Origin of the sequence: Methylobacterium sp. HMF5984 (genome assembly GCF_045033435.1) — a bacterium.
Classification (GTDB): Bacteria; Pseudomonadota; Alphaproteobacteria; order Rhizobiales; family Beijerinckiaceae; genus Methylobacterium.
In genome coordinates, this window is record NZ_JBJFLN010000001.1 from 2,807,574 (window position 1) to 2,820,007 (window position 12,434).

Below are 12,434 nucleotides of genomic sequence, written 5' to 3' on the forward strand. Positions count from 1 at the left end.
CTCGTCGAATAGGCATAATCCGGTCAATCGCGTCTGCCTACGAGATAGGCAATCGGCGGCTGCCACGCCCATCGTGGACGCAGGGCCGGTCAACCGGCGCCGAGCGTCACCGGCGCGATCGCGGCGAAGACGCAATCCTCCGGCGTGCCGTCCTCGTGCACGAGCATCGCGAAGGTGCCGGGCGCCGAGACCGTCATCAGGTGCGCGTGCCAGGCGCCGGCGCGGTAGTTGATGCCGGCCTGCCCCGGCACCCGGAAGGCGCGGATCGCGGCCTCGTCGGGCCGCCCGTCGCGGTCGGGCGCCACCACGACGAGGTAGGAATCCACCGCGAGCGGCAGGAAGGCCTGGCTTGAATGCGGATGCCGCTCCAGGCGGGTCAGCGGCATCAGGCCGGCGAACGGCTCGCTGCGGATCAGGGCGAGGTTGGCGGAGACGCCCGCGCGCCGGTTCTCGATCGGGCTCGCATGGTCCTGCCGCGGCCCCGCCGCGGGCGCGGCGAGCAGGTCGGCGAAGGGCCGCAAGGCAACCTCGTCCATCGGTTCGATCGGGATCGTGCGCATCGTCCGTCCTGGCTTCGTGCCCGGCTTCGCGGCACGGGGCCGAGCTTCCGCCGCTCGCCTCGGCGGTCAAGCGGGATTCGGGCCGGCTTGCGTATGGCCGAGGGCGGGTTTGCGGGGCCGAGGGCCGCGGCGGGGTTGACGGCGGAGGCGGCTGCGTCGTTGCGTCCCCGAGCCTTCAGACCGCCCGAGCAGACCCGTTGACCGATCCCCGCCCCTATCCCCGCGACCTCGTCGGCTACGGCCGCAACCCGCCGGCCGCCGACTGGCCGGACGGCGCCCGCATCGCGGTGCAGATCGTGCTGAACTACGAGGAGGGCGCCGAGAACTGCATCCTGCACGGCGACCCCGCGTCCGAGGCGTTCCTGTCCGAGATCGTCGGCGCGCAGCCCTGGCCGGGGCAGCGCCACATGAACATGGAATCGCTCTACGAGTACGGCGCGCGCGCCGGGTTCTGGCGGCTGTGGCGGCTGTTCACCGCCCGCGGGATTCCCGTCACCGTGTTCGGCGTGGCGCACGCGCTGATGCGCAACCCGGAGGCCGTCGCGGCGATGCGCGAGGCCGCGTGGGAGATCGCCAGCCACGGCCTCAAGTGGATCGACATGCGCGACGCCTCCCGGGCGGAGGAGGCCGCCGCGATGGACGAGGCGATCCGCATCCATGCGGCGGTGACGGGCTCGGCGCCCGAGGGCTGGTACACCGGCCGCTCCTCGATCCACACGCTGGAGCTCGGCCTGGAGCGCGGCTTCACCTACCTGTCGGATTCCTACGCCGACGACCTGCCCTACTGGCTGACGGGCGCGGGGCGCACCGGCCTCGTGGTGCCCTACACCCTCGACGCCAACGACATGCGCTTCGCGAGCCCCCAGGGCTTCAATTCCGGCGACCAGTTCTTCGCCTACCTGCGCGACAGCTTCGACGTGCTCTACGCCGAGGGCGCGACGGCGCCCAAGATGATGTCGGTCGGCCTGCATTGCCGCCTCGTCGGCCGCCCGGGACGGATGGCGGCGCTGGCCCGCTTCCTCGACCACGTCGCCGCGCACGACCGGGTCTGGCTCGCCCGCCGCGTCGACATCGCCCGGCACTGGATCGCCCGCCACCCGGCGCCGTGACGGCCTGATTCGTGCTCCGCTCCGGGAAAGCCCCTTTCGAGAGACAGCCCATGACGACGACCACCATCGACGGCCGCACCCTCACCGCCGCGGACGTGCTCGCCGTCGCCCGGCCGGACGCGGCGGGCCTCCGCGCCGAGGCGGTGCTCGACGAGGGCGCGCGCAGGAGCCTCGTCGGCGCGCGGGACTACATCGACGCGCATTTCATGACCGACGACGCGCCGCTGATGTACTCGTTCAACACCGGCGTCGGCCTGTTCAAGGACCAGCGCGTGCGCATGGACGAGATGCAGGCCTACCAGCGGCTGACCGTCTACGCCCACGCCACCGGGATGGGCGAGCCGTTCGACGCGGAGGCGGTGCGCGCCACCATGCTGCTGCGCGCCAACGCCTTCGCGTCGAACTTCTCCGGGCCGCGCGTCGCGGTCGTCGACCGCCTGCTCGCCTGCCTGAACGCCGGGATCGTGCCGGTGATCCCGTCGAAGGGCTCGGTCGGGGCGTCGGGCGACCTCGCGCCGCTGGCGCACCTGGCCGGCGCGATCTGCGGGTTCGAGGAGGCCGAGGCGTTCTACGAGGGACGCCGCCTGCCGGCCCGCGCGGCGCTGAAGGCGGCGGGCCTGCCCGAGGCGTTTCCGCTGGAGGCCAAGGACGCCTCGGCGCTGATCAACGGCTCCACCGTGTCGCTCGCCGTCGGCGTGCTGGCGCTGGAGGACATGAAGCGGGTCCTCAAGGCCGCCGAGATCGCCCTCGCCCTGACGCTCGAGGCCCTGCGTGCGGAGAAGGCCGCCTTCGATCCCCGCGTCCACGCCGCCCGCCCGCACAAGGGCCAGGCGGCCTCGGCCCGCAACGTCCTGCGGATGATCGGCGATTCCGAGCGCTGCACGGAGGGCGCCCGCGTCACGGTGTTCCCCGACGAGGCCCGCGCGCCCGGCCAGGCCCCGCCGCCGCGGGTGCAGGACGTGTACTCGCTGCGCTGCGCGCCGCAGGTGCACGGGCCGGTGCGCGAGGCGCTGGCCTACGTCGACGGCATCATGGGCACCGAGATCAACGCGGCCACCGACAACCCGCTGATCTTCGCCGACGGGGCCGACCACTACACCTGCATCTCGGCCGGGCACTTCCACGGCGCCTACGTCGCGCAGGCGATGGACCTGCTCGCCATCACCGCCACCGACCTCGGCTCGATCTCGGAGCGGCGGCTCGCGCGCCTCATCGACCCGACCATGAGCTACGGCCTGCCGCGCAACCTGCTCGCCGGCAAGAAGGGCCTCAACACCGGCTTCGCCACCGTGCAGTGCACGATGTCGGCCCTGGTGATGGAGAACCGGACCCTGTCGATGCCTGGCTCGGTCGACTCGATCCCCGGCAAGTCGAACGCCGAGGACCACGTCTCGAACTCGACCTGGTGCGCGCGCAAGGCCCGCACCGTCGTCGCCAACGTCGAGACCATCGTCGCCGGCGAGATCCTGATGGCGTGCCAGGCGCTCTCGCTGGTCGCCGACGTCGCTCGGGACCATCCCCTCGGCTCCGGCACGCAGGCCGCCCTCGACGCGGTGCGCAAGGTCATCGCCCCGGCGCTGTCGGGCGACCGCTGGTACCAGGCCGAGATGGAGGCCGCGCTCGCGCTGGTGCGCTCGGGGGCGGTGGTCGCGGCGGTGGAGGCCGCGATCGGCCCGCTGGAATAGGCGCGGCGCCCCTTACCGCACCGGCGCCACAATCCGGTGGCTGGATCGTGCGGGCACGAGGGGGGATCCGATGATGCGGCCCGCGCTCCGCTTGTCCTGCCTGACGCTCGCCACGGGCCTCGCCTTCGCGGGCGCCGCGGCCCGGGCCGCGACCACGCCCGAGGCCGACGCCGCCTTCCTCGACGCCGTGACCTGGGGCGTCTCGCCGGCCAGCCACGCGGAGCTCCGCGCCAAGGGCCGCGAGCGCTGGCTCCGGGAGCAGCTCCATCCGCCGGCAGGCCCAGCCCTGCCGGAGGCCGCCCAGGCGCAGGTCGACGCGCTGACGCCGAAGGGCACGCTGCTCGAGCGGATCTCCGCCCTCGACGCGCAGGCGCGGGCGGCCAGCGCCGAGCCCGACCCGGATGCGAAGAAGGCCGCGCAGCAGGCCTACCAGGGGGCGCTCTTGGCCGCCGCCCGGGACGCCGCCGCGGCGACGATCCTGCGGGCGCTCGACAGCCCGGACCAGGTGCGCGAGCGGCTGACCTGGTTCTGGCTCAACCGCTTCAACGTCCACCAGGGCAAGGCGAACCTGCGCGCGATGGTCGGCGACTACGTCGACGCGGCGATCCGCCCGCACGCGCTCGGCCGCTTCCGCGACCTGCTGGAGGCGACGCTGCGGCACCCGGCGATGCTGCGCTATCTCGACAATGCCGACAACGCCGCCGGCCACCTCAACGAGAACTACGCCCGCGAGCTGATGGAGCTGCACACCCTCGGGGTCGGCTCCGGCTACACGCAGGGCGACGTCGAGGCGCTGGCCCGCATCCTCACCGGCGTCGGCATCGACGCCCGCCCCGAGGACCCGAAGCTGAAGCCGGAGCGCCAGGCCGACCTCGTCCGCGCCGGCCTGTTCGAATTCAACCCGAACCGCCACGATTACGGCGACAAGGTCTTCCTCGGCCACGCGATCCGCGGCCGCGGCTGGCCCGAGATCGTCGAGGCGCTCGACCTGATCGCCCGCGAGCCGGCCACCGCGCGAACCGTGTCGGCCGCGCTCGCGCGCTACTTCCTGGGCGCCCCGCCCTCGGACGCCCTGGTGGCGCGGCTGGCGCAGGTCTTCACCCGGAGCGACGGCGACGTCGCGGCCGTGCTCGACGCGCTGTTCCACGCGCCCGACTTCGCGGCCTCCCTCGGGGGCGGGTTCAAGGACCCGGCCCGCTACGTGCTCTCGGCCGTGCGCCTCGCCTACGACGGGCGGACGATCCGCAACGCCGCGCCGATCCAGGGCTGGCTCAACCGCCTCGGCGAGGGCCTGTTCAACCGCTCGACGCCGGACGGCTACCCGCTCGGCGCCGCCGCCTGGAACGGGCCGGGACAGATGACGACGCGCTTCGAGATCGCCCGGCAGATCGGGTCGGGCTCCGCCGGCCTGTTCAAGCCCGCCCCCGACATGGCCGACGAGCCGGCCTTCCCGCTGCTGCAGAACGGGCTCTACTTCTCGACGCTCTCGGCCACCCTGAGCGCCCCGACCCGGGACGCCCTGGCCCGCGCCGTCTCCCCGCAGGACTGGAACACCCTGTTCCTGTCCGCCCCCGAATTCATGCGCTGAAGGCCGCCCATGGACCCGCGCGACCCGCACCGCCGCGCGCTGATCCGAGCCTCCCTCGCGCTCGGCCTGTCCACCGTCGCCGGCCGGGTCTGGGCCGCGCCGAAGGTGGATGCGCGCCTGCTCGTGGTGTTCCTGCGCGGCGCCTACGACGCGGCCAACGTCGTGATCCCGACGGGCAGCGACTTCTACTACCGCGCCCGGCCGACCCTCGCGGTCGCCCGGCCGGATGCGGCCGACCCGGCGGCGGCGCTGGCGCTCGACGCCGACTGGAGCCTCCACCCGAGCTTGCGCGACACGATCCTGCCGCTCTACGCCCGGGGGCAGGCCGCCTTCGTGCCGTTCGCCGGCACCGACGACCTCACGCGCAGCCATTTCGAGACCCAGGACACGATCGAGCTCGGGCAGACGGTCGGCGCCTCCCGCGACTACAATTCGGGCTTCATGGCCCGGCTCGCCGCGGAGCTGACGCGGACGCGCCCGATCGCCTTCACCGAGCAGATCCCGCTGATCTTCCGCGGCACCGAGACGGTGCCCAACATCGCGATCAACGAGGTCGCCAAGCCCGGGATCGACGCGCGCCAGGCTGGGCTGATCACGGCGATGTACCGCGACACCCCGCTGGCCGCTTCGGTGGCCGAGGGGTTCCGCGTGCGCGACGCGGTCTACCAGTCGGTCTCGGAGCATCAGGCCGAGGCCGACCGCGGCGCCGTCTCGCCGAAGGGCTTCGCGCGCTCGGCCCGGCGCATCGGCCGGCTGATGCGCGAGTCGTTCAACCTCGGCTTCGTCGACGTCGGCGGCTGGGACACGCACGTGAACCAGGGCGCCGCCACCGGCTACCTCGCCGACCGGATCGGCGAGCTCGGCCGCGGGCTGGCCGGCTTCGTCGAGGAGGTCGGCCCCGCCTGGAACGACACGGTGGTGGTCGTGCTCTCCGAGTTCGGCCGCACCTTCCGCGAGAACGGCAACCGCGGCACCGATCACGGGCACGGCAGCGTCTACTGGGTGCTGGGCGGTGCCGTGCGCGGCGGCCGCATCGCCGGGCCGCAGGTGCGGGCCGACGAGGCGCACCTGTTCCAGAACCGCGACCATCCCGTGCTCACCGACTACCGCAGCCTGCTCGCCGGGCTGCTGCGACGCCTCTACGGGCTCGATCCGGCGAGCCTCCGGCGGGTCTTCGCGGATGCGGCGCCGGCCGACCTCGGGCTGGTCTGATCGGCCGACCGCTCCCGTGCCGCGAGGAACCCGCGCACCGTCCCGAGCAGCACCCGGGTCCCGGCCTCGATGTCGGGCAGGCTGGCGAACTCGGCCGGGTTGTGGCTGATGCCGCCGCGGCAGCGCACGAACACCATGGCGATCGGCGCGATCGCCGCCACCGCCATGCCGTCGTGGCCGGCCCCGCTCGGCAGCGCCAGGACTGGATGGCCCTCGGCGACGATCGCCGCCTCGACCAGGGCCGTCATCCCGGGGTCGCAGGGGACGGCTTCCGCCTCGTGCAGGAGGGCGATGCCGAAGCCGAGCCGGCGCCGGAGCGCGATGCGCTTGCAGGCGAGGTCGATGTCGGCGAGCGCGGCGTGCCGCTGCGCGTCGTCGGGCGCCCGCAGGTCCAGGCTGAACTTGGCCTGGCCCGGGATGGTGTTGACCGCCCCCGGCAGCGCCTGGATGCGCCCGACCGTGCCGACGAGGTGCTCCTCGCCGCGGCAGCGCGCCTCGATCGCCAGGATGCATTCGGCGGCGCCCGCGAGCGCGTCGCGGCGCTCGGTCATCGCGACGGTGCCGGCGTGCCCCGCCTCCCCCGACAGCGTGATCTCCAGGCGGCTCGCCCCGCTGATCGCGGTGACGAGGCCGACCGGCAGGCCCTCGCGCTCCAGCATCGGCCCCTGCTCGATGTGGAGCTCGACGTAGCCGAGGATCTGATCCGGCGTGCGGGCGGCGGTCGGGACGGCCTTCGGGTCGAGGCCGTATTCGCGCATCGCGGCGGCCAGCGTCGTGCCGGCGGCATCGAGGGTGCGCAGCGCCGCCGGGTCGAGATGGCCGGCGAACGCCCGGCTGCCGGTCAGCGTCGCGGCGAAGCGCACGCCCTCCTCGTCGGCGAAGCCCACCACCTCGATCGCGACCGGCGGCGGTCCTTGGCGCAGCACGGCCTCGACGCAACTGATGGCGGCGACGACGCCGAGCGGCCCGTCGTAGCGGCCGGCGTTGCGCACGGTGTCGAGGTGCGAGCCGATCACCAGGGCCGGCCCGCCGGGCTCGCGGCCCTCGACGCGGCCGATCAGGTTGCCGACGGCGTCGCGGCGCACCTGCAACCCGGCCTCGCCCATCCAGCCGGCGACCAGGGCCTCGGCCCGCGCCTGCTCGGGGGTGAGGTAGAGGCGGGTGATCGCGCCGGGCTCGGCGCTGATCTGGGCCAGCGCGTCGAGCCGCTGCTGGATGCGGGGGGCGAAGGCGTCCACGGATCAGGCCTTCGGCGCGTTGGCGAGCGTCAGCACCGTCTGCAGCAGCACGTCGGCGCCGGCGGCGCAGTCGGACGGGGTCGCCGATTCCGACTCGTTGTGGCTGACGCCGTCCTTGCACGGCACGAAGATCATCGCGGTCGGGACGCGGGCCGCGAGGTTGCAGGCGTCGTGCCCGGCGCCCGAGACCATGCGGCGGCGGCTCAGGCCAAGCCCCTCGGCGGCGGCATCGACCGCCGCGATCACGCCCGCGTCGAACGGCACCGGCTCCTTGCGCCAGATCCGCGCGAGGTCGATGGCGAGCTTGCGCCGGTCCGCGATCGCGGGAAGGCTCGCGCGCAGCTCCGCCTCGATCGCGTCGAGGACCTCCGGCTTCGGGTCGCGCACGTCGAGGGTGAAGCGCACCAGCCCCGGCACCACGTTGCGGGAGGGCGCGCCGATCACGGCCTCGCCGATGGTGGCGACGGCGGTGGGCGCGTGCGCCAGCGCGATCCGCTCGACCGCGAGCGCGACCTCCGCGAGCCCGAGCAGCGCGTCGCGGCGGCGCGGCATCGGCGTGGTGCCGGCATGCGCCTCGAAGCCGGTGATCGTGCCGTCGAACCAGGCGATGCCCTGCCCGCCCTCGACCACGCCGATGGTCCGGCCCTCGGCTTCCAGGATCGGGCCCTGCTCGATGTGCAGCTCGACGAAGGCGCCGATCTTCCGGTCGCCCACGGTGTCGGTCCCGCGGTAGCCGATCGCGTCGAGCGCCGCGCCGACGCTGATGCCGGCCGCGTCGGTCTTCTCCAGGATCTCGTCGGTGGTGAAATCGCCGGCGTAAGCCGCCGACGCCATCATCGCGGGGGCGAAGCGCGAGCCCTCCTCGTTGGTCCAGTTGACCAGAAGCAGCGGCGCCTCGGTCTCGATGCCGGCGTCGTTCAGGGCGCGCATCGCCTCCAGCCCGGCCAGCACCCCGAGGATGCCGTCGAACTTGCCGCCGGTCGGCTGGGTGTCGAGGTGCGAGCCGAAGGCCACCGGCGGGCGCGCCGCGTCGCGCCCGGGCCGCAGGGCGTACTGGGTGCCGAGGGCGTCGACCCGCACCTCGAGCCCCGCCGCCGTGCAGGCGTCCCGGAACCAGTCGCGGACCGCGCCGTCCTCGGGCGACAGGGTGAGGCGGTTCAGGCCGCCGGCCGGCGTCGCACCGAACCGCGCCGTCTCCTGGATCGTCTCCCACAGGCGCGAGCCGTCGATGCGCAGGTTGTGGGTCTTTGCCGTGCCGGCCATCCTGGCCTCCGTCGTGGCGTGTGTGTCTCGTGTCACGATGCCGACGTGACGGCCCGGCGGCCGGCAAGGATCGTGCCCGGCCAGGTTCCGCAGGCCCGCCCAGCCCCCCGCAGGCGCGTCAGGCCCCGCAGGCGCGGCTCACGGCGCCGGGCGGCGCACCGGCGAGGCGCCGAGCAGCGCGTTCCCGTCGACGCCGAGCGCGGCGGCGATCTCGGCCAGCGCCACCGCCTCGATGCCGCTGATCCCGTCCTGGTCGGCGACGTCGGCCGCGATCAGGAAGACGTTCTCGCGCTGCGCCTGCGGCCGGTCGGCGAGCGCGGCGGCGTGGCGCAGGTTCTCGGCCCGGCCCGCCCGCGTCCGGGCGCGGGCGATCCCGTCGTAGAGCTCGGCCTCCAGCATCAGGGTGTCGTAGCCCTTCTCGAGGATCGGGTTGGCCCTGAGGCCGGCCAGCGCCGTCTCGAACTCGGTGCCGGCCACCTCCCCGTCGGCGACGATGACGTTGGCGGCGGCCGAGACCGCCGCCAGCATCAGCGCCTTGTCGCCGGCATAGGCGGTCACCGCCTGGGTCAGGCGGCCGAAGATGTCTTTCAGGATGCTCATGGGAACCGGGTCGTTGAGGGGCGCCGATGCGTCGGGGGAGATAACAGAACCCAGGCGGTCCGTGTTGCGCCGATGCCCCCGCGGCGAACGGACATGCTTGGGAAATACGCGGGCGCGATGATGGCCCGTCGTCCGGCCTCTCGGTCCGGATGCCGGCCGACCGTCGGGCCGGGCGTGCCTACCCCCAACGGGCGCGCCCGGCCCGCATGGTCCGGCCTCATCGGGGCTTCGGCGACGCGGTCTCGTCGGCCAGGGCGTCCACCACCGCTCCGAGGCTCGCGCGGTCCGACGATCCGGCCGCGCGCGCCGCCGCGTACGCGGCGAGCTGCCGGTCGGCCCCCGTGCCGTGCCGGACGATGGTGCGGGCGCGCTCGCAGGCGGCCCGGCAATCGAGGGCGTCGGCATCCTCCGCGAGGCGCGCGAGCAGCCCCTCGACGATCTCGGCCATCGGCACCGCCCGCTCCCGCGTGGCGTCGATCAGCTCGGCCCGCACCCCGTCGCGCTCGGCCCGCCACAGGTTCTCCATCGCGAAGCCGCGCGCCGCCCCGGTGAGGCCGGCATTCACGCCGGGATCGCGGTCGAGCAGGCGCACGAGGCAGCGGAACAGGGCGGCGATGCAGAGCCCGTCCTCGACCTCGGAGCAGCTGTCGGCGATGCGCAGTTCCAGCGTCGGGTACTTCACCGACGCGCGCAGGTGCCACCACAGGAAGCTCGCATCCGCGATCGCGCCCGAGGCGGTCATCACCCGGACGTAGCGGTCGTAGTCGGCGGCGTCCGCGAACAGCTCCGGCAGGCCGGTGCGCGGCAGCTCGGCATAGGCCCTGAGCCGGTAGCCGGCGAGCCCGGTCCGCTGCCCCTCCCAGAACGGCGAGGAGACCGAGAGCGCGAGCAGGATCGGCAGGAACGGCATCAGCCGGTTCTGCAGGTCGAGGCGCGCGTCGGGACGCGGCACCTCGACGTGGACGTGGAGCCCGCAGACCACCGAGCGCCGCCCGACGATCTGCAGGTCGTCGATGATCCCGCGGTAGCGCTCGGCCGGCGTCGTCGATTGCCGCCGCCACGTCGCGGCCGGGTGGGTGCCGGCGGCGAAGACGCGCAACCCGTGCTCCCGCCCGATCGTCGCGAGGTCGGCCCGCATCGCGATCAGGCGCGCGCGCGTCTCCGCGATGCTGTCGGAGGGCGGGGTGCAGGTCTCGACCTGGCTCTCCAGCATCTCCCGCTCGGCCGATTCCATCCGCGCCTGGACGGCGGCATGGAAGGCCCTCACCCGGCCGCGAGACGTCTTGCGGGGGGTGTTGCGGGTCTCGGCGTCGGCGAGGAAGAACTCCTCCTCCATGCCGAACCTGTAGACGTGAGCCATGCCGCCTCCCCCCGCGCCGTCCGCGAGGGGTCTACGCGCCGACGGGCGCCCGGTTCAGCGCCAGAACGGCTTGAGGTCGGCCAGCGTGCCGTGGGCCTCGGCCGCGCCCGCGAGCAGCTCGTCCGCCTTCGCCTCCGAATCGGCGGTGGCGAGGCCCGCCGCGAACAGCGCCTGGCCGTCGAGCGCGTCCGAGGCGGGCCCGGACGCATCGGCGAGTCCGGCCATCACCGCATGCGCGGTGGCGAGGTCGTTGAGGCCGCCGAGGTGGTCCTGCAGGTCGGAGAGGGCGGCTGCGAACGCCTTGTGGCGCCGGCGCGCCTTCCGGCCGCCATAGAGGCCGGCGAAGAACTCGGCGCCGTAGCGCAGCTTCTTGCCGGCGATGCGGACGCGATGACGCGCCTCGGGATCGAGCCGCTCGATGTGGCGGCCGCGCTTGGCGATCCGCCGGCGCAGGCGCTCCAGCACCTCCGTGGCGAGGTCGCGGGCGGGCGCGTCGCGGAGCTTGCCCACGCCCTCCCGCCACGGGCCGGCCTCGATCCAGGCCAGGAGGTCGAGGAGCAGGCTGCGCCATTCGGGCGAGGTCAGGATCGCGCCGACGGCGTCGTGCGCCCGGTCGCGCTCGGTCTCCAGGCGCTCGCGCAGGCCGGCGAGCCCCGGCTCGTCCGGGCGCCGGGCGACCTCGTCGGGCAGGGTGGTCTCGAGGAAGACGTCGAGGTTGCGCGCCCGGCCGAACGGCTCAGTGACGCGCTTGATCTCGTCGCCGAGCGTGGCCGCCCGGGCGTCGCCCGCCAGCATCGGCCTGAACAGCCACAGCGCGGTGCGCAGCCGCCGCAGCGCCACCCGCATCTGGTGCAGCGCCTCCGGGTCGCGGGCGTGGCCCCAGACGTCCTCGTTGAGGCGCAGGTGCCGCAGGCACCCGAGCGCGATGTGGCGGAAGGCCTCGCCGCCGGTCGCGTCCTTCGGCAACGGCGCCATGTCGGACTTGCTCGGCCGCGCGGCCTTGCCGTCGCGCAGCGCGAACCCGCGGGCGCTCTTCGACAGCACGCCGATCCGCAGCGGCACCGTCTCGGCGAGCGCCTGGGCCAGCGCGAACAGGTCGGCCGGATCGCCGGATTCGAGCTCCAGCTCGAGCTCGCACAGCGGGGCATCGCCCCGGTCGGTCTCGACCCGGCCCTCGTCGAGGGTCGCCGCGATCCGCGAGGCGCCGTAGGTCACGGGCCGGACCGAGCGCATCACCACGGTGCGGAACTGGGCCGCCAGGTCCGGCGCCTCGGCCTTCGCGAGGAGATCGGCCACCGGCGTGTCGGCGAAGGCCGCCGGCTCCGGCGCCTCGCCGGCGACCGGGCTCTCCCATTCCGCCCGGTCGAACAGCCCGGCCGCGCCGGAGCCCGCCTTGACGGTCTGCACGAAGGCCTCGCCCGTCCGGCGCACCCGCAAGGTCAGGTCGGCCTCGCGGAGCGCGCCGTCGGCGGTGTCGAAATAGGTCGCCGCGAGGAGCTTCGGCTCGGATGCGGCCCCGTCGGCCTGCCCCTGCAGCAGCGGATGGGCACCGAGTGCGGCGAGGTCTGGGCCCGTGCATTCCAGCTTCAGCTCGATCTCCCGCGGCGTGTCCATGAAGCGTTCGTCCGTCCGTTCCGGGCCGCAGCCCCTGTCACCGCGAGAACGCATCGGAGCCACCTCCGATCCGTCCGGATCGCCTGCCGTGTAGCACGCGCAGGGCGGCGGTGGCGCCCTCGGCCGCATCCGCAAAGTTTGCCCTTTGCGCGACCGACGCTTCGTGCAAAAGCTTGGCGCAAGAGCGTGTTGTGCACAATCGACC

General features: G+C 74.1%; 9 protein-coding genes and 1 pseudogene. 4 read left to right on the forward strand and 6 right to left on the reverse strand.

Annotation, left to right across the window (positions count from 1 at the left end):
- Positions 1–89 precede the first annotated feature (89 nt).
- On the reverse strand, positions 90–560 hold the full coding sequence (locus tag ACFZ8E_RS13620) for an ureidoglycolate lyase (RefSeq protein ID WP_147729046.1): 471 nt from the start codon (positions 558–560) through the stop codon (positions 90–92).
- A gap of 197 nt (positions 561–757) precedes the next feature.
- Here ACFZ8E_RS13620 and puuE point away from each other — a divergent pair.
- From puuE to ACFZ8E_RS13640, 4 genes and pseudogenes are all read left to right on the forward strand, one after another.
- A pseudogene (gene puuE / locus ACFZ8E_RS13625) lies at positions 758–1,663 on the forward strand (allantoinase PuuE); the annotation flags it as partial.
- A 56-nt stretch (positions 1,664–1,719) separates the two neighbouring features.
- Entirely contained in the window at positions 1,720–3,354 is a 1,635-nt protein-coding gene (gene hutH / locus ACFZ8E_RS13630; protein WP_147729044.1) for a histidine ammonia-lyase, read from the forward strand.
- Between the two features lie 70 nt (positions 3,355–3,424).
- Positions 3,425–4,942, forward strand: a complete 1,518-nt coding sequence (locus ACFZ8E_RS13635) for a DUF1800 domain-containing protein (RefSeq protein WP_405042974.1) — start codon at positions 3,425–3,427, stop codon at positions 4,940–4,942.
- Positions 4,943–4,951: 9 nt separating this feature from the next.
- Positions 4,952–6,154, forward strand: a complete 1,203-nt coding sequence (locus ACFZ8E_RS13640) for a DUF1501 domain-containing protein (protein WP_405042975.1) — start codon at positions 4,952–4,954, stop codon at positions 6,152–6,154.
- Here ACFZ8E_RS13640 and ACFZ8E_RS13645 read toward each other — a convergent pair.
- The 5 genes from ACFZ8E_RS13645 to ACFZ8E_RS13665 all read right to left on the reverse strand — a co-directional run bounded on the left by ACFZ8E_RS13645 (position 6,082) and on the right by ACFZ8E_RS13665 (position 12,229).
- Positions 6,082–7,392, reverse strand: coding sequence for an allantoate amidohydrolase (locus ACFZ8E_RS13645; RefSeq protein ID WP_147728593.1), 1,311 nt, complete (start codon positions 7,390–7,392; stop codon positions 6,082–6,084). The genes ACFZ8E_RS13640 and ACFZ8E_RS13645 overlap by 73 nt on opposite strands.
- Positions 7,393–7,395: 3 nt before the next feature.
- Positions 7,396–8,655 carry a Zn-dependent hydrolase gene (locus ACFZ8E_RS13650; protein WP_147843547.1) on the reverse strand — a complete coding sequence of 420 codons (1,260 nt, stop codon included), beginning with the start codon at positions 8,653–8,655 and terminating at the stop codon, positions 7,396–7,398.
- A 138-nt stretch (positions 8,656–8,793) separates the two neighbouring features.
- The gene (locus tag ACFZ8E_RS13655) at positions 8,794–9,255 is read right to left on the reverse strand and encodes a tellurite resistance TerB family protein (protein WP_147859830.1); all 462 of its coding nucleotides are present in this window, start codon (positions 9,253–9,255) and stop codon (positions 8,794–8,796) included.
- A 217-nt stretch (positions 9,256–9,472) separates the two neighbouring features.
- Positions 9,473–10,615: a carboxylate-amine ligase gene (locus tag ACFZ8E_RS13660; protein ID WP_243938399.1), complete on the reverse strand. Its 1,143-nt coding sequence runs from the start codon at positions 10,613–10,615 to the stop codon at positions 9,473–9,475.
- Positions 10,616–10,669: 54 nt separating this feature from the next.
- The gene (locus ACFZ8E_RS13665; RefSeq protein WP_405042976.1) at positions 10,670–12,229 is read right to left on the reverse strand and encodes a CHAD domain-containing protein; all 1,560 of its coding nucleotides are present in this window, start codon (positions 12,227–12,229) and stop codon (positions 10,670–10,672) included.
- Between the last annotated feature and the right edge of the window lie 205 nt (positions 12,230–12,434).

Bases quoted from the DNA above. Each gene is read 5' to 3' on its own strand.
- ACFZ8E_RS13635 (WP_405042974.1), top strand. From the start codon at position 3,425: ATGATGCGGCCCGCGCTCCGCTTGTCCTGCCTGACGCTCGCCACGGGC.
- hutH (WP_147729044.1), top strand. From the start codon at position 1,720: ATGACGACGACCACCATCGACGGCCGCACCCTCACCGCCGCGGACGTG.
- ACFZ8E_RS13620 (WP_147729046.1), bottom strand. From the start codon at position 560: ATGCGCACGATCCCGATCGAACCGATGGACGAGGTTGCCTTGCGGCCC.
- ACFZ8E_RS13660 (WP_243938399.1), bottom strand. From the start codon at position 10,615: ATGGCTCACGTCTACAGGTTCGGCATGGAGGAGGAGTTCTTCCTCGCC.
- ACFZ8E_RS13650 (WP_147843547.1), bottom strand. From the start codon at position 8,655: ATGGCCGGCACGGCAAAGACCCACAACCTGCGCATCGACGGCTCGCGC.
- ACFZ8E_RS13640 (WP_405042975.1), top strand. From the start codon at position 4,952: ATGGACCCGCGCGACCCGCACCGCCGCGCGCTGATCCGAGCCTCCCTC.
- ACFZ8E_RS13655 (WP_147859830.1), bottom strand. From the start codon at position 9,255: ATGAGCATCCTGAAAGACATCTTCGGCCGCCTGACCCAGGCGGTGACC.
- ACFZ8E_RS13665 (WP_405042976.1), bottom strand. From the start codon at position 12,229: ATGGACACGCCGCGGGAGATCGAGCTGAAGCTGGAATGCACGGGCCCA.